General features: G+C 64.6%; 13 protein-coding genes. 8 read left to right on the top strand and 5 right to left on the bottom strand.

Annotated elements, in window-relative coordinates; translation table 11 throughout:
• The first annotated feature begins 21 nt into the window (after nucleotides 1-21).
• Nucleotides 22-1,530: an APC family permease gene (locus tag ACERNI_RS04045; RefSeq protein ID WP_448831980.1), complete on the top strand. Its 1,509-nt coding sequence runs from the start codon at nucleotides 22-24 to the stop codon at nucleotides 1,528-1,530.
• 190 nt (nucleotides 1,531-1,720) lie between these two features.
• On the opposite strand, the gene ACERNI_RS04040 is transcribed toward ACERNI_RS04045, so the two are convergent.
• Nucleotides 1,721-2,062, bottom strand: a complete 342-nt coding sequence (locus tag ACERNI_RS04040) for a hypothetical protein (protein ID WP_448831979.1) — start codon at nucleotides 2,060-2,062, stop codon at nucleotides 1,721-1,723.
• 320 nt (nucleotides 2,063-2,382) lie between these two features.
• On the opposite strand from ACERNI_RS04040, the gene ACERNI_RS04035 reads away from it, so the two are divergent.
• The 3 genes from ACERNI_RS04035 to ACERNI_RS04025 all read left to right on the top strand — a co-directional run bounded on the left by ACERNI_RS04035 (nucleotide 2,383) and on the right by ACERNI_RS04025 (nucleotide 6,963).
• Nucleotides 2,383-5,007: a ligase-associated DNA damage response DEXH box helicase gene (locus ACERNI_RS04035; RefSeq protein ID WP_448831978.1), complete on the top strand. Its 2,625-nt coding sequence runs from the start codon at nucleotides 2,383-2,385 to the stop codon at nucleotides 5,005-5,007.
• Between the two features lie 46 nt (nucleotides 5,008-5,053).
• Nucleotides 5,054-5,797 carry a ligase-associated DNA damage response endonuclease PdeM gene (gene pdeM / locus ACERNI_RS04030; RefSeq protein ID WP_448831977.1) on the top strand — a complete coding sequence of 248 codons (744 nt, stop codon included), beginning with the start codon at nucleotides 5,054-5,056 and terminating at the stop codon, nucleotides 5,795-5,797.
• 80 nt (nucleotides 5,798-5,877) lie between these two features.
• A complete protein-coding gene (locus tag ACERNI_RS04025) occupies nucleotides 5,878-6,963 on the top strand; it encodes a 3'-5' exonuclease (protein WP_448831976.1) in 1,086 nt (361 codons plus the stop codon).
• Nucleotides 6,964-7,126: 163 nt separating this feature from the next.
• Here ACERNI_RS04025 and ACERNI_RS04020 read toward each other — a convergent pair whose 3' ends face one another.
• From ACERNI_RS04020 to ACERNI_RS04010, 3 genes are all read right to left on the bottom strand, one after another.
• A complete protein-coding gene (locus ACERNI_RS04020) occupies nucleotides 7,127-7,708 on the bottom strand; it encodes a hypothetical protein (protein ID WP_448831975.1) in 582 nt (193 codons plus the stop codon).
• Between the two features lie 263 nt (nucleotides 7,709-7,971).
• Nucleotides 7,972-10,854: a hypothetical protein gene (locus tag ACERNI_RS04015; RefSeq protein ID WP_448831974.1), complete on the bottom strand. Its 2,883-nt coding sequence runs from the start codon at nucleotides 10,852-10,854 to the stop codon at nucleotides 7,972-7,974.
• A 92-nt stretch (nucleotides 10,855-10,946) separates the two neighbouring features.
• Nucleotides 10,947-15,986, bottom strand: coding sequence for an RHS repeat-associated core domain-containing protein (locus ACERNI_RS04010; protein WP_448831973.1), 5,040 nt, complete (start codon nucleotides 15,984-15,986; stop codon nucleotides 10,947-10,949).
• 178 nt (nucleotides 15,987-16,164) lie between these two features.
• Between ACERNI_RS04010 and ACERNI_RS04005 the strand changes: the two genes are divergently transcribed.
• The 4 genes from ACERNI_RS04005 (at nucleotide 16,165) to ACERNI_RS03990 (ending at nucleotide 23,457) form a co-directional block, all read left to right on the top strand.
• Nucleotides 16,165-17,787, top strand: a complete 1,623-nt coding sequence (locus tag ACERNI_RS04005; protein WP_448831972.1) for a hypothetical protein — start codon at nucleotides 16,165-16,167, stop codon at nucleotides 17,785-17,787.
• 188 nt (nucleotides 17,788-17,975) lie between these two features.
• Entirely contained in the window at nucleotides 17,976-18,692 is a 717-nt protein-coding gene (locus tag ACERNI_RS04000) for a hypothetical protein (protein WP_448831971.1), read from the top strand.
• Complete coding sequence (locus ACERNI_RS03995) at nucleotides 18,689-20,185, top strand: hypothetical protein (protein ID WP_448831970.1); 1,497 nt, start codon at nucleotides 18,689-18,691, stop codon at nucleotides 20,183-20,185. The genes ACERNI_RS04000 and ACERNI_RS03995 overlap by 4 nt, the downstream gene beginning before the upstream one ends.
• Nucleotides 20,186-20,229: 44 nt before the next feature.
• Complete coding sequence (locus tag ACERNI_RS03990; protein WP_448831969.1) at nucleotides 20,230-23,457, top strand: hypothetical protein; 3,228 nt, start codon at nucleotides 20,230-20,232, stop codon at nucleotides 23,455-23,457.
• Between the two features lie 249 nt (nucleotides 23,458-23,706).
• On the opposite strand, the gene ACERNI_RS03985 is transcribed toward ACERNI_RS03990, so the two are convergent.
• Nucleotides 23,707-24,930, bottom strand: a complete 1,224-nt coding sequence (locus ACERNI_RS03985) for an acyl-CoA dehydrogenase family protein (RefSeq protein WP_448831968.1) — start codon at nucleotides 24,928-24,930, stop codon at nucleotides 23,707-23,709.
• Between the last annotated feature and the right edge of the window lie 181 nt (nucleotides 24,931-25,111).

Raw genomic sequence — 25,111 nt, 5'->3', positions numbered from 1 at the left:
ACCTTCAACAGGAGGGGATGCATGGCATTGTCACAGTACGCCCAGCAGATGCTGCGCTGCAAAAGTATCGACGCGCTCCGGGCGGTTGCTGATTCCGGAGAGGGGGCGGGGCTGAAACGCTCGCTGGGCGTGACGCGTCTGGCGCTGATTGGCGTCAGCAGCACCATTGGCACCGGAATTTTCTTCATTTTTGGGGTTGCGACGCCGCTGGCCGGGCCAGCGGTGGTGCTGGCGTTCATTCTGGCGGGCCTCGCGGCGGCGCTCAGCGCGCTGTGTTACGCCGAACTGGTGTCGGCGTTGCCGACCGCCGGCTCGGCCTATTCCGCCGCCTATGCGGCGCTGGGCGAGGCCGCGGCCTTCCTGGTGGCCAGTTGCCTGCTGCTTGAATATGGCGTCGCCACCTCGGCCATCGCCGTGACCTGGGGGCAGTACCTGAACCAGATGGGCGAGTATCTGTTCGGCTGGAGCCTGCCGCATTTTCTCTCGGCGCCGCCGGCCCAGGGCGGCCTGGTTAATCTGCCGGCGGTGACCCTGATCGGCATGGCCTGCCTGCTGCTGCTGCGCGGCGCCCGCGAGTCGGCGACGGTCAACGCCATCATGGTGCTGGTCAAGGTTGGCGTGCTGGTGATGTTCATCATGGTCGGCGCCACCGCGTTCAACGTCGACAATCTGCAACCGTTCATGCCCCATGGCGTCGCCGGCGTCGGCGCGGCGGCCTCGGTGATCTTCTTCGCCTATGTCGGCATCGACAGCATCGCCACGGCGGGTGAGGAGGCGATCAATCCCCGCCGCACCTTGCCGCTGGCGACGATGATCGCCTTCTTCGTGGTCACGGGCCTGTATGTGGCGGTGGCCATCGTCGCGGTCGGCGCGCAGCCGGCCTCCGAGTTCGCTGGCCAGGCGGCGGGGCTCGCCGTCATCCTGCAGAACGTGACGCAGGCGCGGTGGCCGTCGATCGTGCTGACCGCCGGGGCCATCATCTCGATCTTCAGCATCGCGCTGGTGCTGCTGTTCAGCCAGACGCGTGTGCTCTACGCCGTGAGCCGCGACGGCCTGCTGCCGCCGCTGTTCTGCCGGGTCGACGCCCGCACCGGCGTTCCGGCCCTGAACACGATAACGGTGGCGGCATTGAGCGCCGTGCTGTCCGGGTTCTTTCCGCTCGGCATTCTGGCGGAAATGGTGTCGGTGGGCACGTTGGGCGCCTTTGTCATGGCCGCGCTCAGCGTCATTGCCCTGCGGGTGCGCCAGCCGGACCTGCCGCGCAGCTTCCGCCTGCCGCTGTATCCGTTCACGCCGCTGGCCAGCATCGGCCTGTGCCTCTACCTGCTCTCGGGCCTCGCGCCGCTGACCCTCGGCCTGTTCGGCCTGTGGCTGGTCGCGGCGGGCGCGGTGTACGTCCGCTATGGCATGCGCCGCTCGCATCTCGGGGCGGGGACGCAGCAGGATGCCCAGGAAGGCGCCGGGCCCTCCGTGAGCGGCGGCGATCTGGCGGCCGCGCCGGCGGGCATCGCCGCCGGGCAAGGCGGCTGACGCAAAAGACGGCTGACGCGAAAAGGGGCGGGAAGCCTGTGGCCTCCCGCCCCTGACGGCAGCTTCAACCGCCGCCCGGAGCCATTTCCGGTCGATATGGATCGGGAATGGCTCAAGTTTCCTTTGTCTGGATTGAAGCCCGGTCGGTCAGGCATCCCGGCCTGATCGCGGAGCCTTTCAGGGACGCCGCTCAATCGCACACCCGTACGGCGCGGTAGCGGATGACATTGCCCCACGGATCGATCACCGGCTCCCGGGATACGTAGCACGCGGGCTGCGCCGTCATGGCGCTGGCGGCGATGGCGCCCAGGGCGAGGCCGCCGATCAGGCCGGCGCCGCCGTAGACATAGCCGGGGCGATGGAAATGCCCGTGGCGGTGATGATGGCCATAGCCATGCCCATGCCCATGTCCATGTCCATGTCCATGTCCTGGGCCGGCGCTGGCCGGCGATGCGGCGGCGAGGGCGAAGCCGCCGATGGCGGCGGCGACAACGGCGATGACGGCCTTGCGGCTGGTAGCGGCGACGTTCATGACATCCTCCATCTGCAGCGGCGCCGCTGGATAGCTGTTCCGGCGCCCTTATGCCCATGGGTCGCAGCGAGCGCCGCGACGGTTCACGCCTGGCGTGAAAAATTTTCAGAAAATTTCGACAGGGATCCGCAGGGGGCTGATGAACCGGCGCCGCGACAGCCGCGCTTCGCGATCTTCTCCTTCTCCTTGGCGCTTCCCTTGGGTGGGGTTCTCTTGGGCGCGCCTCAACTGGACGCGTTTCTCCCCGGCGCGTTTCTTCCGGGCGTTTCGCCCGCGCCGCCGTGATATAAGACAGCTCGCCACGCAAGCAGGGAGCGCACATGCCACGGCGACAGGCGAACAGGCGGGATGGCGCGCAATCTCCGGCTGCGGCCGGCGCCGGCCGGCTGTTCGCGCTCGATGTCGACGGGGAAGGGCCGCCCCTGCGCCCCGATCTGTTGCCGGACGGCTTCGCCCGCTGGTTCGCGGCGCGCGGCTGGCGGCCCCGGCCGCACCAGTTGCTGCTGCTTGATCTGGCCCTGGCTGACCGCTCCACCCTGCTGGTCGCCCCCACCGGCGCCGGCAAGACCCTCGCCGGTTTCCTGCCTTCGCTGGTCGAACTGGCCGCGCGCGCCGCCCCGGGCGTCAACGCGCTGCACACCCTGTACATCTCGCCGCTGAAGGCGCTGGCGGTCGACGTCGCCCGCAATCTGGAAGCGCCGGTGGCCGGTATGGCGCTCGACATCCGCGTCGAGACCCGCACGGGCGACACGCCGCCGCACAAGCGCGCCCGCCAGATGCAGCGGCCGCCGCACATTCTGATGACCACGCCGGAGCAACTGGCGCTGATGCTGGCCCATCCGGATGCGGAAAAACTGTTTGGCGGCCTGCGCCGGGTCGTGCTGGATGAGTTGCACGCGCTGGTCGCCTCGAAGCGCGGCGACCTGCTGGCGCTCGATCTGGCGCGCCTGCGCCGGCTGGCGCCTGACCTCACCGTCACGGGGCTGTCGGCCACGGTGCGCGAGCCACAGGCGCTGGCGACTTACCTGACAGGCGTCGGCGCGGCTGCGCCGCCAGTCGACATCGTGCGCATGGAAGGCGGGGCCCCGCCGCAGATCGCCATTCTGGGCGGAAAACGCGAACTGCCGATCGCCGGCCACACCACCTCCTGGGCCATGCCGGAAGTCTATGAGGCGATTCGCAGCCATCGTCTCACCCTGGTGTTCGTCAATACGCGCCTGCAGGCCGAGTTCACCTTTCAGGAACTGTGGCGGCTGAACGATGACACGCTGCCCATCGCCCTGCACCATGGTTCGCTCGACGCAACCCAACGTCGCCGGGTGGAGGCGGCGATGGTCGATGGCCGCCTGCGGGCGGTGGTGTGCACCGCGACGCTTGATCTGGGCGTCGACTGGGGCGACGTCGATCTGGTCATCAACCTCGGCGCGCCGAAGGGGGCGAGCCGGTTGATGCAGCGCATCGGCCGCGCCAACCACCGCCTGGATGAGCCGTCGCGCGCCTGGCTGGTTCCCTCCAACCGGTTTGAGGCGCTGGAGTGCGAGGCGGCGCTGGAGCTGGTGGAGGCGGCGGCGCAGGACACGCCGGACCCGCGAACCGGCGCCCTCGACGTGCTGGCCCAGCATGTGCTCGGCATGGCCGTGGCCGGGCCGTTCACCGAAGATGGGCTGTTTACCGAGGTCAGCTCCGCCGCGCCCTACGCCGGGCTGTCGCGGGCCGATTTCGATGACGTGCTGGCCTTCGCGGCCACGGGCGGCTACGCCCTGCGCAGCTATGAGCAGTTCGCCCGCATCCGTCGCGACAGCCACGGCCAGTGGCGCATCGCCACCGCCGCCGCAGCCCAGCGCTACCGGCTGAATGTGGGAACCATCGTTGAGGCGGCGAAGATCAAGGTGCGGCTGTCGCGCCCCTCCCGCGCGCGCCGCCCGGACGGCAGGCCCGGCCTGACGCCGCGCCCGGCGATGGGCGGTCGCATTCTGGGCGAGGTCGAGGAGGATTTCGCCGAGCAGCTTGTCGCCGGAGATACTTTTATATTTGCCGGCGAAGTGTTGCGCTTCGAAGGGCTCGCCGCCAATGAGGCGCTGGTGACGCGGGCGACCGGCCGTGACCCCAAAATCCCCGCCTGGGCCGGGGGCAAGTTCCCGCTCTCCACCTTCCTCGCCGCGCGGGTGCGGCAATTGCTGGCCGATCCGGACAGCTGGCGCGCCCTGCCGCCCGAGGTGCAAACCTGGCTGACCTGGCAGCGGCGGCATTCGCGCCTGCCGCAACCGGACGAACTGCTGGCGGAGACTTTTCCCCACGCCGGGCGTCACTATCTGGCGGTCTGGCCATTCGAGGGGCGTCTTGCCCACCAGACCCTCGGCATGTTGCTGACCCGGCGGCTGGAGCGCGCCCGCCTGCGCCCGCTTGGTTTTGTCGCCAACGACTATGGCGTCGCCGTCTGGGCGGCGGGTGACCTGGCCGCGGCCTTCGCCACGGGTTCATCCGGCGCGCCGCGCCTGGCGCTGGACGATCTGTTCGCCGAGGACATGCTGGGCGACGACCTGGAGGAATGGCTGGATGAATCGGCGCTGATGAAGCGCACGTTCCGCCACTGCGCCATTATTGCCGGGCTCATTGAGCGCCGCCATCCCGGCATGGCCGCCAAAACCGGCCGCCAGGTCACCATCTCCACCGATCTGATTTACGACGTGCTGCGCCGGCACGAGCCGGACCATGTGCTGCTGCGGGCGGCGCGGCGCGACGCCGCTTCCGGCCTGCTTGATCTGAAGCGCCTCGCCGATATGCTGGCGCGCATTCGCGGGCGCGTGGTCTGGCAGCCGCTGGAGCGGATTTCGCCTTTATCCATCGCGCTTGTGCTCGAAATCGGCCGCGAATCGACGCCGGGCGACGCGGACGCCCTGCTGGCCGAAGCGGAAGGCGCGCTGGTTGACGAAGCTCTTGCCTGAGAAGCCCTTGCCTGAGAAATCCTTGCCCGGGAAATCTTTGCCTGAAATGGCCCCCCCCACGGCAGCCCGGTCGCCGGTCGCCGCCATTCCGGCGGGCGATGCGGAGCCGGTCTGCGTGCGCCTCGGCGCGACGCAGTTTCTCGCCGATCCCTCCGGCGTGCTGTTCGAGCCGCAGGCGCGGTTGCTGGTGGTCGCCGATCTGCACCTGGAGAAGGGCTCGGCTTTCGCGGCGCGCGGCGTGCTGCTGCCGCCCTGGGACACCCGCGCCACCCTGCGCCGGCTGGCCGCCGCCATCGCCCGGTTGCAGCCCCGGACGGTGATCGCCCTCGGCGACAGCTTCCACGATGCCGGCGGCCCGGCCAGGCTTGATCCGCAGGACAGGGCGCTGCTCGCAGCCCTGCGCGAAGGGCGCGACTGGCTGTGGGTGACCGGCAACCACGATCCGCAAATCCCGCCGGAACTGGGCGGCGCCTCGGCTGATGTGTTGCGCCAGGGCGGCCTGACCTTCCGCCATGCGCCGGAGGTGGCGCTGACGGAGGCGGATGGCGTTGAACTGTGCGGCCACCTGCATCCGGTCGCCCGTTTGCGGCTGCGCGGCCGTTCGTTGCGCCGGCGCTGTTTTGTGTTGGGCGGCCGCCGCTGCATTCTGCCGGCCTTCGGCGCCTATGCCGGCGGCATCAATGTCCGCGACGCCGCCTTCGCGCCGCTGTTCCCAGATGGGCTCTCGGTGCGTATTCTGGGCGAACAGCGGGTGTTCGCCGCTCCGACTTCCCTGTTGCTGCCGGACTGAGGCGGCGGCGGGATCTTCTCCGGCGTGTGACGCCGGGGGAGGGCAGACATATCTGGTGGAAACCCTTCGGCAGCCTCCTGGTGAACAAACAATTGAGCAACGCCGCGCGCCAGTTCGACCTGTTCGATGACGATCCCGGTTTCCGGGAGGCGCCGCGCGTTGCGCCGAAACCCCGCCGCCGCGCCGCTGCGTCCCCCGTCGCCACCGCGGCGAGCGCCGATGCGGCGGATGCCGGCGCCCGCTCCGCAGAAGCCATGGCGCAGGCGCTGGAGCAGACCGGCGACTATCGCATTCTGCGCCGCCTCCAGCCGCGCCCGGTGATTGACCGCGCCCTCAGCCCCCTGCCGCGCCTCGCGGTGATTGTCGACACGGAGACCACCGGCCTGCGCCACGACGCTGACGAGGTGATCGAGATCGGCGCCGTGGCCTTCACCTATGGCGACGACGGCGCCATTGGCGACGTGGTCGGCGTTTATGGCGCCCTCCAGGAGCCGTCGCGACCGATCCCGCCTGAGATCACCCGCCTCACCGGCATCACCGACGCCATGGTTGCCGGCCAGCGCATCGACGAAGCCGCGCTGGCGGCGCTGCTGGAGCCCGCCGATCTGGTCATCGCCCACAACGCTGCCTTCGACCGGCCGTTCTGCGAGGGGCTGTCGCCGGTGTTCGCGGCGAAGGCGTGGGCCTGTTCGGTGCGGGAGATCCCCTGGCGCGATTACGGCTTTGAAGGCAACAAGCTGGGCTATCTGGTGGGCCAGGCCGGCCTGTTTCATGAGGGGCATCGCGCGGTTGATGACTGCCACGCCCTGCTGGAGGTGCTGGCGCGGCCTGTCCGCCGCCATGATGCTCCGGTGGAAACCGCGCCGGATGAGACGGCGGGGCCTGTCGTGCAGACGCCTTTCGCCGCGCTGCTCGCCGCCAGCCAGCGCATCAGCGTGCGCATCTGGGCCGAGCGCAGCCCGTTCGACATGAAAGACCAACTGAAAGCGCGCGGCTACCGCTGGTCGGACGGGTCAGACGGCCGCCCGAAGGCCTGGTGGACCGAAGTGCCGGAGGATGCGGCGGAGGAAGAGCTGCGGTTCCTGCGCGACGAGATCTACCAGTGGCCCGACGCCACGCCCTATCGTCAGGTCCTGGGCGCCCATGATCGCTTCCGCCCCGGCTGAGGGCCGCCGGCGCCCGGTTGGCCGACGTTTCGCGACGGGGGGTGAAGCTGAAGGACAGCGCGGCGCCGGACCGGCATGACGCGTGCGCCCGCCCGCGGCTGGAGACAGGCATCGCTGCCTCCACGTCCATGGAGAGGGCCGGTCCGGCGCAGCCGGAGCCCGATCAGGCGCTGACGGTAAAGCCGGAGAGGGCGATCTTGTACTGGTTGACGTCGCCGCCTCCCGCCAGTTGGCCCGCCAGGTAAGTCGTTTGCGTTACATTGGTGCAGCTGTCGTAGATATTGGCGATAACGATATGCGCCTGGTTATAGCTCAGACTAGTCTGGTTGAGGGTGGCGCAACCCATCCACCAATTGTCATGACCTGACTGCTTGCCCTGGGCAAGGTAAATGCGTGTGACGGCGCTGGCGATAGAGCTGGTGGGGCCGCCGAAACTGATATCAAGCCCAAAGTAAAAATTGAGATCGCCAGGGCTGGATGTTCCTGAATCGGCGAAGGGAGAGAAGACGTGCTCCGTCCCCCCGCACGTTTTGACGAAGTCAGACGCCACGCCGGAGTCGCCATTACGGTCCTCGTCCAGGCTAATGGTGAAGGTTCCGTCGCTTCCCTGGCTGGAAATCGACGGGATGACCTGATTGCCGTCCTTGTCGACAAAACTTCCGCTGACGTAATAGACGAATGATCCCATGGGAAGGTTGAGAAGCGCGGTGTTGCCCGTCGTGGCGTTTGAGGTGACAATTGTCATCAAATCCTCGCTTGATCATTGAAATGGATACTGCGCAGCGGAGCTCCTGGGGCGCCGCGACGCCGGAAAAGCGCGTCAGCAAATGCGTCAGGAAGAATCCGCCAGACCAGATGGGTCGGGTGACCACGCCACCCGGCGCCGGGCGGTTTGTGCGATCTGTTCGCACCAGGTCACGGAGATGCGGACGCATCCGTGACCTGAAAAGCCAGCTGCGGCTGGAGCTCCACCCAAACCCGCCGGGCCGGACACATCGGGTCTGCGGATCAGGTTCCGACTTTCCATACCTGTGACGGATCGCTGCCCGACCACGCCTTCACGCTGATCGGATCACCAGGGGTCGCCGGGGCCGACGCATAACGGATGCTCCCGCCGGTCTGGCTGGTCGACAGGGTGGGATTGACGCCGATCAGCATCGCGCCAGACGACCATACAGGGCGCAACGTCACGCCCCGGACGGTCGCGTCGCTGCTCCAGGATGACGGCGCGCAAATTAGCAGATCCTGGTAGTTGTTGCTGTCGTAGATGATCCCGCGCTTGCAGGCGCTGTCCTGGGTGAAAGATATGTTGAAGACCGGGGAGGTGACCAATGCTGAACTGCCGCTATCGTAGGTAGCGCTCAATGTGATGGTTAATGTCTGCAGGCCCGTGTCGCCGGCGATGCTTTGATAGGTCAGGTCGGCAATGCTCGCGGAGGCGGAGGGGTTGGCCAATGCGGGCAGCCGCTTGCTGAAGTTCACCGATGCCGTTGCGTTGCCGACCGAATAATCGGCGGCGGTGCTGCTGGTGTTGATGTCGTTGCGGGTCCCCACGCCGGGAATGGCGGGATTCCACGCCTCCATGGCCCTGGTATTGTACGCGGGTGGGGCGGGGTCGGCCGGCAGGTAGAACGGGTAGGTGTTGCCGTATTCGTCCGCCATCACCAGATTGATATCCGTCTGGACATGGTTTTCGTGACATGTGGCGCCGAAGCCAATGTAACGACTGACGGCGATGGCGTCGTCGACCTGCATGGGGTCAGCCTTGGCGCCATAGTCGATGTTGCTCTTCATGCTGTATTTGCCGGTGCGGTCGGGTTGGTTTTTGCCAGGCAGGTCCAGCACGTCCGATGGCCATAAATACAGGCGATAGTCGTAGAGTCCGTGGATTGTCGATGAATAGCAATAGTTGCTTTGCAGGGTATTGATATTAGAAATCGAAAATACTACGGCTGTTATATAATTTGCGTCAAGAAATTCGGGCGATGGCATGATTTCGTAATCGAATTGCCGGTAGTAATTGTCCTTGTATTCCGGGTTCGCGGCGATATTGGCCGGGCCGTTGTCATTTTGCCGGGCGCTGCTGTAGGGCGTGCAGGTGCTGATGAGGCTTTCTGGCTTCAGTTTTGGCGGCGCGACCGGCGTGATGATGAGCTGGGGCGCGGGCAGGGCGCTGCCCTGGCGCGAGAAATTCACGGCCGTCGCGGCCTGCACGGTTGCCGTGGCGTCCAGATAGCATCCCGTCGGGCTGATCATGACGCCCAGGGTTATCGGCTCGGGATTGGTTGCGACCCCATGCCGTATATAGAAATAGAGCGTAGCCCGGCCATTGTTGATGACGGAGCGGGCGACGTCGAGAACCGCCAGCGTCGCGCCGCCGCCAAGGCTTTTCTTGCTGTATTCATTGGCGATGTCGTCGAAACCCCAGGTGACGTTCCCCGGCCATGGCGCGCCAGACGTCAGGCGTGTGATGGGCGCGCTGCTCACATAGTCGAGAAACTGCACCCTGGCGGCCAGATCCTCCACGGTCGGGCAGGCGTCCTGGGGAATGAGGCGGCCCTCTTCCGCGGAGATGAGGTCGAACGACAGGGTCACTTGCGCCTGATGCAGGCCATTGGCGTAGATGGCGTAGCCCTTGTCGCCATTCGCGGACTGGATGGTGGTGTTGTTGACGTTGGCCCAGGCGTCCCTGAATTCATAGGCGATGATGGCCGGTTCGGCCGGGGGCGCGCCGGTGAAGGGATTGCCGTCCGCGTCCACATTGCGATCCACCGTCACGGTCACATGTCCGGTTTCCGGCAGGTCGCTGGCAAGGTCGGCGGTGAAGTATCCGGCCCAGCTGGTTCCGCCCCTGTCCCTGTCAACGCAGGCGACGGTGATCTGGCCTGGCCGGTCCAGATCATGATTGACGAATGATGCCCTGGTTCCGCTGAGGTTCAGGATCACCGAGGGGTTGCCGCCAAGCGGCGCGGGGCCGGTCCTGTACTGCACCCAACCGCTGATGCGCAGCAGGCTGCCGCCGCCGTCCGCCGGCGCCACGGCGACGACCTGTACGTCAGCGCCGCTGTTCACGATGGTTTTCGTCGTTCCGTTGTGTTTGACAGCGACGGTATCGTCAAACACGGCTTCAATGGAGTTGTCGTAGGAAAACGTATATTCTGGCTGTTGCTGGTCGATGGAGCCGTCGTTATCTTCCAGGTCAACTGACAATTCGCCGCTGCCCCACAACGGGGAGGTGAAATATGTTGTCGCATTGCCGTTCGCATCACTCGTGACCACGGTCGCAGTCAACGGCTCTCCGCCGCCATCCGTCTGCGGGTTGCCGTTGCTGTCGCAGAAGAACGGTCCGCTGCCTGCCGGCAGGGTCATGACAACAGGTATCCCGGGCAGACCCATGCCATTTTTGCTGGTCACCGTTGCAGTCGCCTGGATCACCGAGCCCATGGTGATCTTGTCCGGGACAAGCGTCGCGGCGAGATTGTCCACCTTTGGCGGGATGAACGTGATGAGATTGCTTGGCGAGATGCTGTTGTGGTTTTCAAGCGTGTAGGTCGCCATGACCATGACTTCATCCGGTGATCCGTCGTAGACGGTGACGGTGGCCTGGCCCTGGCTGTTCGTCTTCGCAGTGTAGATGGCGCCGTTGCTTCCGCTATCGGCAGGGCTGAGACGCGCCTGCTGGTTTGCTGGTAGTGCGGAGTCATAGGTTGGCATCGCGATCCTGAAGATGACCGTCTGGCCGGGGTAGGCGACGTTGCCATTCGTCAGCGTGGCGGTGAGCGCGACGCCATTCGGATTGCCGTTGTCGTCATAGGTGGGAACATCGTTGCCGCCGCCCTGAAGCCGCAACTTGAAGTTTCCGTTTGATTTGGTGTCATCGCCATTGCTCATGATAATTTCCTTGAATATCTTTGGTAATATTATGAATTTGGTTGCTGGAATATTTGCCAAACTGACTGTTTCTGGCGTGAGTTGCTGGTGTTTCAGGCGCCGCGCGCGCCGGGGAAGACATGAGGCGACGCGCCAGCCGGCCAGCGGGCGGAGCCGGCCGCATGACGCAGCGGTTTGCGCCAGTGGCGTTGTCGCGCCGGGCTGTCATCGGGAAAGATGTCGCTGGTGAACGCGTCGTTGCCGTCGCCATGACTGGCGAGATCGGCGGGGCGCCGGCTGGGGCCATGGACAGGCGCATGCTGGTTGCGCCCGGCGCCCTTCTGGCTGATGAGCGCCTGGTTGGTGGGCGTTGCCTGGTGGCGGGGTCGTTTGCCTTTCGCCGGCTGCACTGATGTGAGCGCGCTGGCTTCGGGAATGGCCGCCGCCGGGGGGGCGGCCATCAGGACGGGCGTTGTTGTCGCCGCGTTGCCCGCCGGGCTGGCGGCGGGAGCGCTGGCGCCGCCGCCGCCTTTATAGCCGAACAGGCCGCCAAGTCCCAGCAGGAAGCTCCATTTATGAATTTCATGCACGGTGTCGCCGGCTTTGGCGTCGCCGTTCGCCGCGCTGCCGGAAGCGGGCGTGTCATAGCTGGCGGCGCCGTCGTCCAGGAACTGGTCGGCGATTCCGGTCGCCCCCCAGACGGTGAACGAGGCTGCGGCGACGACGCCGGCAACAAGGGCGAAGCCAATCCCGGTGGTGGCGATCGCCGCGACGGCGCCCACGGTGGCGACGGCGGCGACGACAGTCACCACGCTCCACAGCAGGACTTTCCACCATTTCGCCCGTCCTGACGGATCATTGAAGTTTACGGGATCGTTATCGCAGTATGCGAACGGGTTTGCGCCGCCTTTGCCGAATGGGCTTTCTGCGTCTGGTGTGAGGAACCTGCCGATGTCAGGTTTGTATGGCCTGTATCCGTTTCCGAGGTGCTGGAGGCCTGTTGCGGCGTCGCGGTAGTGGCCGTTGTATCCGGCCATGGGGGCGTTTTCCGGGATGTTTGCCGGCGTGGCTCCGTAGGGTTCGTAAGCAATGGTGTTGAAGTTTCTGGTTCCGGCCGTGGCCCAGCCGATGACGGTTCCGGCGGGATCTGCGGCGAGGATCGCGGTTCCCTGTGGTCCTTCCTCGATTGCGGGGCCGCCGGCGGCGTGGAGCCATGAGGTGGCCTCGCCGTCGTCGATGTCGCCGTTGGCGGCGTCGACGACGGCGGCCAGGGCGTCGCCTGCGTAGAAGAAGTATCGTGGATCGCCTTCGGCGGGGATCTGGCAGATGAGGCGGTTGAGGGCGTCGTAGCGGTATGTGGCGATTGTGACGCCGTTCTCGGCGACGCTGGCGAGGCGGCCGAAGCCGTCATGGGTGAAGCTGCGCCCGGCCATGGCGGTGATGGCTCCGGCTGCGTCGGATGTCACGGCCTGGCCGTTGAGGGTGGCGAGGACGAAGGGGTTGGCGTCATCGTAGGCGCAGGTGGTCGCGGTGGGTCCCTTTGCGGTTGTGCGCGTGATGCGGGTGATGTTGTTGCAGGCGTCGTAGGCGTAGGCGATGGCGGTGATGGGGGTTCCATCGTCCGCGACGGGCCCCCTGGCGCCGGCGCAGGCGACGGTTTTGAGGCGCAGGCGCTGGTCATAGGTGTAGGCGTTCTGCTGGATGGCGGCGCCGTTGAGCAGGACGCTGGTTTTGGCGACGAGGCTGTTGGGGCCGTATTTCTGGGTGGCGGTGGCGACGGATGTGCCGCCGGTGATGATGAGCGTATCGCCGCCGGTGATGGCGACGGTCCGGGATATCTCGCGTCCGAAGTCGTCATAGGTGATGGTGGCGGTGGCCAGGGTGTTGCCGCCCCGGGTCACGGTCCATCCGGCGATGCGTCCGCTGGCGTCGTCATAGGCGTAGGCGATGGTCGATCCGCCCTGGCGCGTGGGGTTGTTGCTGGCGGTCCTGAGGCGTCCGCTGGCGTCATAGGTGAAGGTGTATGCGCGTCCTGTGGGGTCGGTGTAGGTGAGGGGCCTGCCGATGGCGGTGTATGTCCATGAGGCCACGCCGAGATCGACGCCGCCCATGGTGATCTGCTCGGAGCTGAGCAGGCCCCAGGCGTCATATGTGCGGGTGATGGTTGAGCAGTTGTCCGGGTTGCTGCTGTCGGTCTGTGTTGCGGTGTGGAGGAGGCCGGCGGGGTTGCCGTCGGGGTTACCGGCCGGGTCGTCGTTTTTGTAATAGGTGAAGGCGTGGGAGAGGCTTCCGTTCCTGACGGAGCGCGTGCTGATGGCCTGTCCCAGTTCGTTGACATAGGTGCAGTCGACGGTGTTTGCGCCGGTTATGGCGTGGGATGCGGGGCGCGTTGCGGCTCCGTCATAGGACCATGTGGCGGCCTGTTTTCCCCACGCCTGGGCGATGACGCGCCCGAGGCCGTCATGGGCGCGCGTGGCGACGGTGGCGCTGTTGATGGCGATGGCGGTTGGCAGGGGCTTTGTGAAGGCGGTGTCGTAGGTTGCCGTGATGACGGTCGCGTCCGCGAGGGTGATGGTTGTTGGGCGGTTCCAGTCGTCGTGTGCGGCGTGGGTGACGTTTCTGGCCTCGTCGGTGTGGATGCGGGGGCGCTTGCGTCCGTCATGGGTTGTGGCGGATGCGCCGTCGGTGAGGCCCTTTGCGGTGAGGCGGGTGAGGGTGGCGGGTGTCTGGAGATCGTCGTAGCCGGTGATTGTCCTGCCGGCGCTCTGGGGGGCGACGTTGCGGGTCCATGATGCGATGCCCTTGCGGGATACGGGGTCGAAGTCGTCGCGGCTCCATGGTCCCGCGGTGACCTGGCGTATGTTGTTGAGGGTCCAGTCGTCGTAGCCGAATGACCCGGTGCTGGTGCTGGCGGCGGAGGTTTTTCCGGCGACATAATCGAGGATGGCGGCGGTGTCTGGCCTTCCGAGGGCGTCATAGGATGCGGTGGCGACGTTGAGCCACTGGTCGGCGCCGCCCACGGTTCCGTTGCCCCTGTCCATTGCGGTGAGGCGTCCGGCTCCGTCGAGGGCGATGCGGGCCTTGCGCCCTGCATTGTCGGCGATGGTTGCGGCGAGGGTTGGGACGGCGTCGGCTCCGCGTTTTGCGAGGGTGTAGGCGCAGTTTGTGATGTGGGCGTATGCGGAGCCTTCGGCGGCTGCGAGTGTCTGGATGCGTCCGAGCCAGTCGTATGCGCGGGTTGTGACGACGCCGAGTTCTGAGACGTTGCGGGTGAGCTGTCCGGTTCTTGCGCAGAATGAGCGGCTGGCTGTTGCGGTTGCGTCCGCGGCAGCGTGGCCGGTGAAGGTCATGGTCTCGGTGAATGTGTCGGCGGTTGTGTCATAGGCCATGACGAGGGATGCGACGTTGCGGAAGCTGCCTTTTTCGTCAGGCAGCTGCTCGGTGACGGCGCTGATGCGCGCGAGGTCTGCGCCGGTTTTGACATAGGCGATGTTGAGGATGCGCAGCTTTGTCTTGACGCCGTTTGCGATGGTCTTGCCCGGGTCGAGGGTTGATGAGCGGACGGTTGTGGGGACGACGGCGTATGGGGCGGGTCCGGTTGCCTGGCCGCCGCCCGGGATTGCAATCCTGTCCCACGCGAATTCGTGCAGCTCGGTGCGTGCGTCGAGGAGGTTTCCGGCGCCGTCGTTCACCTGGGGCCATGTGATGGTGATGGTTTTGATGTGGCGTTTGCGTCCCGAGAGGCTGTCGGGGCAGGCGTATGTGAAGCCGTCTGTTGTCGTGGTCTGGTTGTTGCGCGCGTCGTAATAGACGTAGTCGGTCCTGACGCCGTCGGGCGTCTGGATCATGGTGCGGACGCCGTCCTGGGCGTCATAGGCGAACCGGGTGACCTCCGCGCGCGCGCCGCCCGTCCCGTCCGCGCCGGCGGGGGACGCATACGTCGTCGTCACGCTCTGCGGAAGCTGGTAGTTGTTCGGCTGGTTCTGGAAGCTCTGGGATGCACTGCCATAGTAGGCTGTGACGCGTTTGCGCGATGTATTGTTGGCGTAATTTTCGATTTCTGAGGAAAGCCGGTGAAATGCGTCATAGCTGCGGGTGGTTATGACGGGCGTGGCGCCGGCATTGTTATGTGTGACTGTCGACGTGTACGCGTATGGCGGAGATTCGCCGGCATGTGCGTACAAATTGTCCAGGGTGGGATCATACTGCGGCGCGCCCGCGCCGAAATGCCCATCGCCGCCGCCAAGAAAATTGGCGGTGCTGAAGGCGTAGGTGAATGTTTCGACCGGCCCTCCGCCATGGGCGGTGCGGGTGAAGCTGCGCACATAGGGCAGCGGCGCGCTGGGGCCGCCGGGGGGGAAGCCGTGGCCGGCAATCTGGTAGGTTGCCTCTTCCACCATCCCGAGCGGATAGGTGACCCTGCAGAGAACCGGCCCCTGGGGCGGGGTATTGTCATAGCTGAAATTCCACGCCCAGCTCTGCGCCTTGCCATCGGCGTCCTTGCCGCTCGCGGTGAGTGAAGCCAGCTGGTCCATGACGATGGCGCCCGCGTAGACCACCTGGCTGGCCGAGCCGGGCCACAGGGTAAGGGTGAAGCCGGTCTGGCTGTAGCTCGCCGTCAGAACCTTGACGCCGGCGTTGTCGGTGATGCCGGTAATCTGCCACCTGTCCGGATTGTTGTGGTCCTCCTGCCAGCTGAGCGTGAAGGCGGCGCCGCCTGGCGCATAGATCCTGTCCGGCACCTTGACCGTATGGGCATCATTCGGGCCCTTCAGGATCTCGATCGTGCCATCGCCGTGGTCGACCCGGTACGCGCCGCCGCCCGATGAAAAGCTCAGCGATGTCAGCTTGGCCTGGTTCAGGCTGAACGATTGTCCGTTCTGCTGGACCGTGTAGTTTTCGCCGTTCATGCAGGTGAGAACGCGCGCGTCTGAATCGTAGGAGCTGAAGTTGAAGGTCCAGCCGGTTCCCAGTCCGAAATTGTCAGACTGGAATGGCGCATAACCAATCATCAACGGAAGCTTTGGGCCGCGAAACACATTCTCGGAGCTGTGCCCGAGTGTCGCCGTACACGTGAACATGCCGGTGCGGGGATCGACATTGCTTGAGACGCTGTTCACGAAATTGTCGGAATGGGAAAAATATGCGGACATCTGAATGCGCGCCTGAATATTGTTTCGGATTCATGCATGATATCACTGGGTAATCCTGGGTATATTTCGATCTGAAGGCGCATGTTTTATAACTAAATCATTCGATTTTGCATTTTACGTGCGCATCATGGCGGCGAACGTATGCTTGTTGCGTCAATGTTTTTTCATGGAGTTTGACGTGACTTACAACGGAACCATGACGTTGCTGCCCACCAGGAATCTGGCTGATCCAACTGATCAGAAAACCGGGGTGATCTATCGCAACCAGATCGTTCATTGTGTCGTGACCTATGCCGCGTCTCCTGACGACAGGAATCTTCCGGCAACCGCCATTGACGTCCAGATTGATTTTCTCGGCGGCGTCCAGCCTGACGCCGACACCCTGTCGCAGAATAACGGCCACTGGGTGCTTCCGCTCCGCAAGATCGATGGTTCGGAGCCGGTGCAATACCAGGGGGACTTCTATGCCTTTTCCCCCACCAGCGGGCGCGGCGGAGCGAATGTCGGTTATGAGATCACCCTGAGCGGCTATACAGGAAACAATGAGGCGCAGTGGCTGCTCCAGAAGGGGCCCGCCACGACCAGCTACTCGCTCGATGCCGCCGCCATCTCCGTCAACCCGGCCGACAATCTCAATGCTGATGAGCCGTTGGTGAGCAAGGTGGTGATGAAGGCGACGGTGACGGACGCGACGGGCGCTCCCGTGCCGGACTATGTGGTGTTGTGGTCGGGGGACAAGGATCCGCAGACCTTTGACCGGGTCAATGCATTCGCCGGCGCGGCGCGGCTTCATCCGGCGGCCACAGTGAGCTCGGAGGTTTCGCCAAACAGCCCCGTCATTCGCAGCGTTACCGATAGCAAGGGCGTGGCGCGGCTGACGCTGACGCCAAAGAAAGATGCGCTTTGTCTTGGGGTGCGTTGCTTCGCCCTGGCCACATCGCCTGTCGCGATGGATCTTGTGGCCGTCTATGACGCCAGCAAGCCTGACTTCCGCTACAACGAGCCGCGGGTTGATCTCGCCAACAAGGATGGAAAGTACGATCTGGATTCCATTCAGGCGAATTTCGTGCCTGTTTCTATCGGAACGAGCGTATTCCAGCAAGGTCAAAGCTACGATCTGTTCGTTTTCATGAATGGGCGAAACGTGCAGTACCAGGCCTTGCTCTTCCCGCCGGGCGACGTTCTGCCGGTCGATGTGCAGGTGTTGTTGAGCAAGGCGCTGTTTCGTTCAGATTCAACAGCAAAGGACGGCAAAGAGCCAGAGAATACAATCTACTATGTCGTCAACTCCCAGCAGGAGGGCTGTCTGACGTCATTGCATACGGCGGCGTTTCAGTGTGTGGGCGAGCCAGGCCTGTTCAGGCCGGATACGACCATTTCGCCGCGCGACCTGCCGCGGCCTGTGGTCGCGAACGCTGGTCCGGTGGTTAACGCCAATACCATCCAGAACGACCTGCAACTCCAGATTCCCGTCGGGAAGGACGCGGGCTGGACCCCACAGGTCGGCGATCTGCTTGTCTCGACCATTTATCTTTCCGGCTGGAACATCTGGACCGAGATGTTTGCAGGCAATGTGCTGAGCCAGAAGAAGCAGCTTGCCCAGGCAGACCTGGATGCGGCCCAGACGGTGGCGACCTATTCCAGGGCCAATTTGTATGGCTACGGGCCGGATCCGCGCGATCCCCTGCAGCAGGGCTCTTTCTACGCCGAGTATTACATCGTCAGAAAGGGTGAATCTGATGTAAAACAAAATCAGGTATATTCTGATTATGTTACCCTAAATCTCGATACGGGTGGCTAGCATCTGCCGGTCTCGCGGGGGAATGACGGTCTCTGAACGGCCTGTTTTGCGCTTCCTCCCGGTTTTCAAGATCATGATTTGTGTTTGGCGATGTGATTTCATCTGAGGCGCCAGCGCTTTCAGCTGTTCGCCCGGTTTGCTCCGGGGTGTGGTTGTCGCGTTGAAAAGGCGTCCCGGGAGATGCTGCAATGGCGATAACCAGTCTTGTTGCGACCCGTTTCGCGCCGGTTACCGTGACCGGGATAACGCCGCTGACCGGATACAACACGGTCTGGATCAGCGGGGCCGCCGGGGAGGTCATCAATGTTGCCCTCTCCGGCGGCGGCCGGTTTGGCAGCCCCGGCGGCAACGCATCGCAAATCCTGACGCTCGACGGCAATGGCGATGGCCTGGTCCGGGTGTGCTTTCCGGCCTCGGCCAATGGCCCGGCGACAGCGGTGCTCACAGCGAAAGGCGCCTCCGGCGGGCAATGGCGGCGGGTGCTGTCGTTCGCCCCGCTGATGGCCGGGCCGGGCAAATTCCTCTGGTATGGCGCAGCCGTAGGCGCCAGCGCCGGGGGCAAGCAGAACGCCGCCATCTTTGTCGCCCTGGACCAGAACTCAGATCTTGGGCCCATGCGGCTTGTCGCGGCCCGGGCCGCGGGGGCGGGCCTGATACGCAGCGGCGGCGCAACCGCGGACCGCAAGATCCTGAGCGTTGGCGCTGATGGTTGTGGGGAGATTCAGGTGGTTGATCCCTTGCCAGATACTGTCACGGTCCGGGCGTCCATGCCGGAATCCGCTGATGGCGAGGTCCTGTTCGTGAACTGCCCCTTTGTTGCGGATGTGGGGCTGGCGGGAACAGGTCCGGCGGGCGTCGCGCTGCTGCGACGCCCGGGGGCGACCGGCGGTGGAGGCTTGTCATGATCGCGAAGCGAAAGCCGCGCCGGCGGTTTCAGTATGGCGGCTATGAGGGTCTTGCGCCCCCAACCCTGCCCCAGGCGCGCAATGGCGCGCTTGACATGAGCGGGGTTGGAGATGCGGTGCAGGTGCGCGTTGCCCGTTACACCGACTACCGGATCAGCGACAGCTTCATTGTCCTGCTGGATGGCGCGCCAGCGCCGTTCGTTCCGCCGCCTGATGACGCCGGCGGCGACATCACGCTGCTGGTTCCGGCCTGGGCATTCAGCAATGGCAACCTGGCCGTGTGCTATGGCGTGGCGGATGCGGCCGGCAACGGGGCGCTCTCGCCGCCCACGGTGGTCGAGGTGTCCGGCGCGACCGGCACATGGCTGCCGCCGCCAGTGTTCCCCGATTTTCCTGCTGGCCGGGCGACTTTCCAGGCCGTCGCGCGGGCTGGCGGCGTCCGGGTGCGGACGCCGTGTGCCGACCTGCGGGATGGCGACAGCATCATTGTGACCTGGCAGGGGTACACCGGGGCCTGGGCGCCGGTTCCGGATGCGATGCGCGTGCTCCTGTCGCGTCCGGTGACGGCGGCGGATATTGCCGCTGGTCATATCGATGCCGTTGCGAAGATGGGCGATGTGCTGGTGGCCGGCGATGGCGGTCACTGCGTTGCGCGCTATGTCATTCACCGGCCGGGTGCCCGCGGTCCAGACGCGGTCCAGGCTTCCTTCCCGGAAAAACCCGCTTGCGCATGTGTATCCGGGCAGGAGCTGGCCACGGACCATCTGGTCGCGGACAATCCCGCCGGCGGGAGCCAGCCTCGGGGAGACGGGGCCTGGGAGAGCGGCGCCGGCATATCCCGCGCGGCCCTGCTGCAGCTGGCGGTGGGGGATCCTTTCATCCTGGCCAGCGCGACCTCGGGCGCGCCGTTCCGCACGCTGGACAGGCCCTGGCTGGCGCCCGCCAACCGGGTGTGGATACTGGCCCCGCCATTTCACGCCGTCACCCTGTCCGTCGATGCCGGCATCCGGTTCGCCGCCAGTGGCAGCGACACTCTGTCCGTTGTCACGGATGCGGCCGGTCTGGCGGTTGCCGATATCTGCCAGCAGGGGCCGAGCCCCACCTGGGTCGATTGCACCGTGACGGCGGTCGATCTCGAAGCGCGGGGGAGCGCCGCCAGCGCCGTCAGCCGCTTCCCGGGGCGCTATCTGGTCGACCAGACGGGAGCGATGAGTTACGGCTGCCGGGCGACAGCGATCGCCGGCGGCAATGATGTCTGCCAGATCAGCGTCGTGCTGCCGATCACCATGGTAGACGTCGCCGTGGCGGCGAGCGGCTCCGCCCTCGTCAATGGCTATGAAGCCACGGGCGTCATCGAGGTGCATCTCGACCAGACATGCACGATCAGCATTACAAATGACGTCGCCGAAGTTTCGACGATCACGCTTGGCGATGGCGTAAATTGCCATGCCCAGATCGATGTCGCATTCGTTTTGACGCCATTCTCCGAGTAAAATTATTTTTACTTAAATATATACTATAAATATCTGGAGTATTGATGATGACTGAACGGCCGGATGATCCCCCCGCGGGCTCTGCGACCTGCGCCATTACCCTGTTGCCAGTGAATGCCCAGCAAATCGTTGGGAGCGACATGACCGTATCGGGCGCCATTTCGGTGGGCGGCGTCGCCCAACCGGGAGCCACGGGAACATTTACGCTTCTGGGCGGGGCGCTGTTTAACAGCACCGGAGCGGCGACCTGCGATGTCACCGCCGATGATGTGGGCCAGATTCCGCCCGAGACATTCACCTGGGACCAGGCTGGACTTGGCAAGGTGCGGCTCACGCCGACCAGCCCGGCTGGCGCCCCGGGCTTGAGGGATTACACATTCATCAACGGGTCGCCGCTGCCCACGGTGGGGCTTGAGGTGGACCGGAACCAGGCGCCGGCGAACGGCTTCTCCGAAATTGTCGCCACGGCGTCGCTCACCAACGCCGGCGTCGCGGTGACCGACGGATCCATCTTGTTCGAGCTGCCCGGCCTGAGTAGCGCCCGGTTCGCGGACGATGACAGTGGTCAGAGCAGCAAGGTGGTCCCCGTCGATGGGCGCGGACAGGCTGTCGTGGCAATTGTCGATACGGTGGTCCAGCAGGGCGCGGTGCGTGCGTCGGCTGTCGGCAAATATTCGCAGGCGTCTCCTGGCCTGCAGGATATCGCATTCACGGTCCTGCCGGACCTGACCCTGAGCCTGAGCCCGCGCACCGTAACCTTCAACGCGGCGGAAGGCGGCGCGGTCATCGCCATTAGCGTCACGGGCACTGGCGGGGTTGGCGTTCCATATGCGCCGGTGAACCTCAGCGTCATCGGCGGCGATGCGTATTTTGACGCGTACAATAGCAATGCGACCCTCGTGGTGACCAACGCCGACGGCAAGGCCAGCGTAACGCTCAACGCGTTCACCTGGGGAGGCGGTCTGGTTTTTGGCAGCGTGGAGATGGTCCCTCCGGGGGGAAGCGCCCCGCAAACGGCGGTGGACCAGGTCAGCTACACCAGTGCGGCGCCTCCGGGGCTTTCGCTCAACGTCTCCGCCATCGAGTATGCGACAGATGGCGCTTTTGACAACTGGACATCGCTTGACGCCAGGGGCGCAACCTGCACCGGCGGCCCGGCGACCCTTTCCGGCCGGGTGCGGGTGAGCGCGCAATACATGCTGCGCGGCGCGCCCTGGAATGGCTACGGCGATATGGTTTTTTCCGTCGACGCCCAATCACGCGCGCAACTGATGGCGCCGTTCGCGTTGCCGCCGGATCCGCCAGTCTTTCCCGCCGCCGCCGTGACGGCAACATATAATCCGCCGCAACCGGATCAGTTTGTTCCCGACAATTCCGAAACCGGCCATGCGCCGGCCCAGGTGTGGATGCAGGACGGGGTCACTGAAACCGCCCTTCTGGCGTTGACGCCCGGCCCCGGCGCCGAAAGCGCCCGCGGCAACAGCGCGCCAATCGTGTTTGGCCAGGCTTGGGCTGGCGTGACGAAGGTTGTGGTCAATTTTGTTGGCGGCGGCGGCCAGGTCGCCGGCATTTACCAGAATGGCCTTCATCAGGCCGCCATACAGGTTGTTTTGACCCTTGAGGATGTCTTCGCACAGGATCTGACGGATGATAACAGGCCAACGGCGCAGCAGGTAATGGATGCTGTCCAGCTGATGGATTTCGGCGCCAGCAGCAATTACTCCATGGCTGGCCGGCCTGCTGCGCGCGGCCAGTTCGCCTTTGTTGGCGTGGGCCAGACGTCAAACTGCTTCGACAAGCAAATTCCCGCCATGTCAGGCATGATGCCCGCCCGGGCGGCGGCGATGCCAGATGACGGGCCGACTTTTTACGAAAACAAGGCGACGATCAGCTACTATCTCGTATTCAATGACCAGGGGAGCGGGCGTCTGCCGGGAACGACCGTGGGCATGGTCGTCAATCCAGCCTATCCCTATGTGGGCGGCAAGGTTCTAAAGTTTAACCAGGCTAACGGAGCGGACAGCGCGACGACTGTCCAGATCAATTCGCGCGGGACAATCGCGTATGCCGACAGTGATCTGCTGCAGTCGGTCATCCGGCGCAAGGGCCCTTCCGAGACCGATGCCGGCCCGAGCGTTTACAATGGCAATGACGCCGCGGGCAATTATGCCCGGCTTTGGGACATCACTGTCTCCCTGCGCAATTCGCGCTACGGCATCGACCTGTTCGGCGCATTCCTGCCGTCGTCGTCCCTGCCTGCGCCAGGGGATGCCGCGACCCGCAGCACCGGAGATAGCGTATTTTACGATGTGAAACGGGGCGCTTTCCAGACAAAGGCGTACCTCTGGCAAGAAAACAACTACCTTGTTTCAGAGGATGACTATGACGATGACGCCATGGACAGCGGCGTTGGGCTGACAGTTCCCGCGGGGCAGAACATCACGCTGGATGGCGTCGCCAGTTTGAGCCGGCAGTCTGTCGGCGCGGGGGAAATCGGTATCACTGTCGCCGCCGGCTTCGGCGATCTGGGGCCATCGGCGGGGACGTGGAAGCCGATGGCGTTCAAGCTGGTTGACCGCTATGGCAATGCAACCGACGAATATCGCGTCAATCTGGCTTTGCCGCAGCCGCCTGCATTGCTGGGCGATATGGCGAACGGCAGCTGGTTGCCGCTCACCAGCGTGGCCCCGGACGATGCCCCGGAGGTCATCGCCGACACTGGCATCACGATTTCACGCGTGGTGACGGTCGATGCCGGGGGCAGCGACTATGGCAACCAGAAAAAACAGCTGGGCTGGGATACGACGCCGTCCGCCGGGCAAAGTTTTGTCGGAGGTCTCCCCGCGACTTTCATCAGCCCGGGCACATCCTGGGTGCTGGAACAGGTGAACGCCGCTACGTCAAACAATGAAAAATTGTATGGCATGTCCGGAACATTCCAGGGCGCGACAAACTATATTACAACATTCAACTCAAAAGATAATAATAGTAGTGGTTATCATATGGTGATTGGCGTCACGGATGCTGGAAAGCGTGACTATGTCCAGCTGAAGCCATGCTGGAATACCGGAACCGCGATGATTTTCGCCACGAAAAGCGCCGGAACGCCAACTGACGGGACTTACTGGCAGTGGTCCGGGACGACGGATCAGACGAACCTGTTCAATGTGATGGTGTTTGGCTACCCGTATGGGTCGCCGCCATCCCAGATGGCCCTGTGGACGTTTGACGTGTACGGGCAGTCAAAAATGACGGATCCGCCAGTTACCTGAAAAACGGGGAGGCGGCCTGCCCCCGGCCGGGGCTGGCCATCGCCGGGATGGCCTGGTTCCGGCCTGAAGCCTGCATATGTAGAAGGCATTTGCGCCCAAACCCGGAGTGTTCGGCGCATCGGGTTTGGGCGTGGCCTGGACGGCGCCTGAACCTTTCAGGTCACGGATGCGTCGGCGCTTCCGTGACCTGGTTCGATTTGTCAGCTTTTGTTTGCCAGTTTTTACTTGTCGACTTTTACTCGCCGACTTTTATTTGCTGGCGTTGACGTATTCCTGGATTTTCATCTTGCCGAGCTGCGACATGTGCACTTCGTCCGGGCCGTCGGCGATGCGCAGGAAGCGGTTCAGGGTGAAGAAATAGGCCAGCGGGGTGTCGTCGCTGACGCCCATGCCGCCGTGGGCCTGGATGGCGCGGTCGATCACCGTCTGCGCCATCTGCGGCGCGATGATCTTGATGGCGCCGATCAGGTCCTTGGCCACCTTGTTGCCGTAGCGGTCCATGTGGTCCGCCGCCTTAAGGGTCAGCAGGCGGGCCATCTCGATCTCGCAATAGGAGCGGGCCACATCCTGGCGGATCGAGCTCTGGTCGGCCAGCTTCTTGCCGAAGGCAACGCGGCTGTCGACGCGGTTGGCCATGATCTCCAGGGCGCGCTGGGCCTGGCCGATCGAGCGCATGCAGTGATGGATGCGGCCCGGGCCGAGGCGACCCTGGGCGATCTCGAAGCCCTTGCCCTCGCCCATGATGATGTTCGACTTCGGAATCCGCACGTTCTCAAGCCGCAACTCGGCCTCGCCGCCGGGCGAATGCAGGCTGCCGAACACGGTGGTGGTGCGCACGATGTTCACGCCGGGCGTGTCGCGCGGAATGATCACCGTTGACTGCTGCTGGTGGCGCGGGTTTTCCGGGTTGGTCTTGCCCATCAGCAGCAGCAGCTTGCAGCGCGGGTCCATGATGCCCGAGATCCACCACTTGCGGCCGTTGATGACGTAGTCGTCGCCGTCGGCGCGGATTTCGGTCTCGATATTGGTGGCGTCGGAGGAGGCGACCTGCGGCTCGGTCATCAGATAGGCCGAGCGGATGTCGCCGTTCAGCAGCGGCGTCAGCCACTGGTCCTTCTGCGCCTGGGTTCCGAACTTGGCCAGCACTTCCATGTTGCCGGTGTCGGGGGCGGCGCAGTTGAACACCTCGGACGACCACGGCACGCGGCCCATGATCTCGGCCAGCGGCGCGTACTCAAGATTGGACAGGCCAGGCGAGTATTCGCCGTACTCATGCGGCAGGAACAGGTTCCACAGGCCCTCGGCCTTCGCCTTTTCCTTCAGTTCGTCCAGCTTCGGCCAGTGCTTCCACAGATTGTCGGGATTGCGCACCCAGGCATGGTGGTCATGCTCATTCGGGTAGATGTGCGCGTCCATGAATTTCTCAAGTTTGGCCTTGAGTTCGCGGACCTTCTGGCTGGGTTCGAAATCCATGCTGGGCTCCTGTTGTCTGGCGCGCGCGCCGGTTGCATCCGGGGCGCCCGCCCTGCCTGGGGTGGCGCCCGCGTCCAGGTCTCCGACCTTCCAGCAAGGCGCCTTGCGAAAATTTCAGAACGCGTCGCGGGCGATGCGGGCGTTACCCGCAGGGCGCGCGTCCTTCAGGAAAAACAATGCC

Source organism: Camelimonas sp. ID_303_24 (genome assembly GCF_053543495.1).
The sequence above is the reverse complement of the archived record's forward strand: the minus strand, read 5'-3'. Positions and strand labels throughout refer to the sequence as shown.

Coding starts and splice junctions, on each gene's coding strand:
- ACERNI_RS04045 (WP_448831980.1), top strand. CDS start 22: ATGGCATTGTCACAGTACGCCCAGCAGATGCTGCGCTGCAAAAGTATC.
- ACERNI_RS04040 (WP_448831979.1), bottom strand. CDS start 2,062: ATGAACGTCGCCGCTACCAGCCGCAAGGCCGTCATCGCCGTTGTCGCC.
- ACERNI_RS04035 (WP_448831978.1), top strand. CDS start 2,383: ATGCCACGGCGACAGGCGAACAGGCGGGATGGCGCGCAATCTCCGGCT.
- pdeM (WP_448831977.1), top strand. CDS start 5,054: ATGGCCCCCCCCACGGCAGCCCGGTCGCCGGTCGCCGCCATTCCGGCG.
- ACERNI_RS04020 (WP_448831975.1), bottom strand. CDS start 7,708: ATGACAATTGTCACCTCAAACGCCACGACGGGCAACACCGCGCTTCTC.
- ACERNI_RS04015 (WP_448831974.1), bottom strand. CDS start 10,854: ATGAGCAATGGCGATGACACCAAATCAAACGGAAACTTCAAGTTGCGG.
- ACERNI_RS04010 (WP_448831973.1), bottom strand. CDS start 15,986: ATGTCCGCATATTTTTCCCATTCCGACAATTTCGTGAACAGCGTCTCA.
- ACERNI_RS04000 (WP_448831971.1), top strand. CDS start 17,976: ATGGCGATAACCAGTCTTGTTGCGACCCGTTTCGCGCCGGTTACCGTG.
- ACERNI_RS03995 (WP_448831970.1), top strand. CDS start 18,689: ATGATCGCGAAGCGAAAGCCGCGCCGGCGGTTTCAGTATGGCGGCTAT.
- ACERNI_RS03990 (WP_448831969.1), top strand. CDS start 20,230: ATGATGACTGAACGGCCGGATGATCCCCCCGCGGGCTCTGCGACCTGC.
- ACERNI_RS03985 (WP_448831968.1), bottom strand. CDS start 24,930: ATGGATTTCGAACCCAGCCAGAAGGTCCGCGAACTCAAGGCCAAACTT.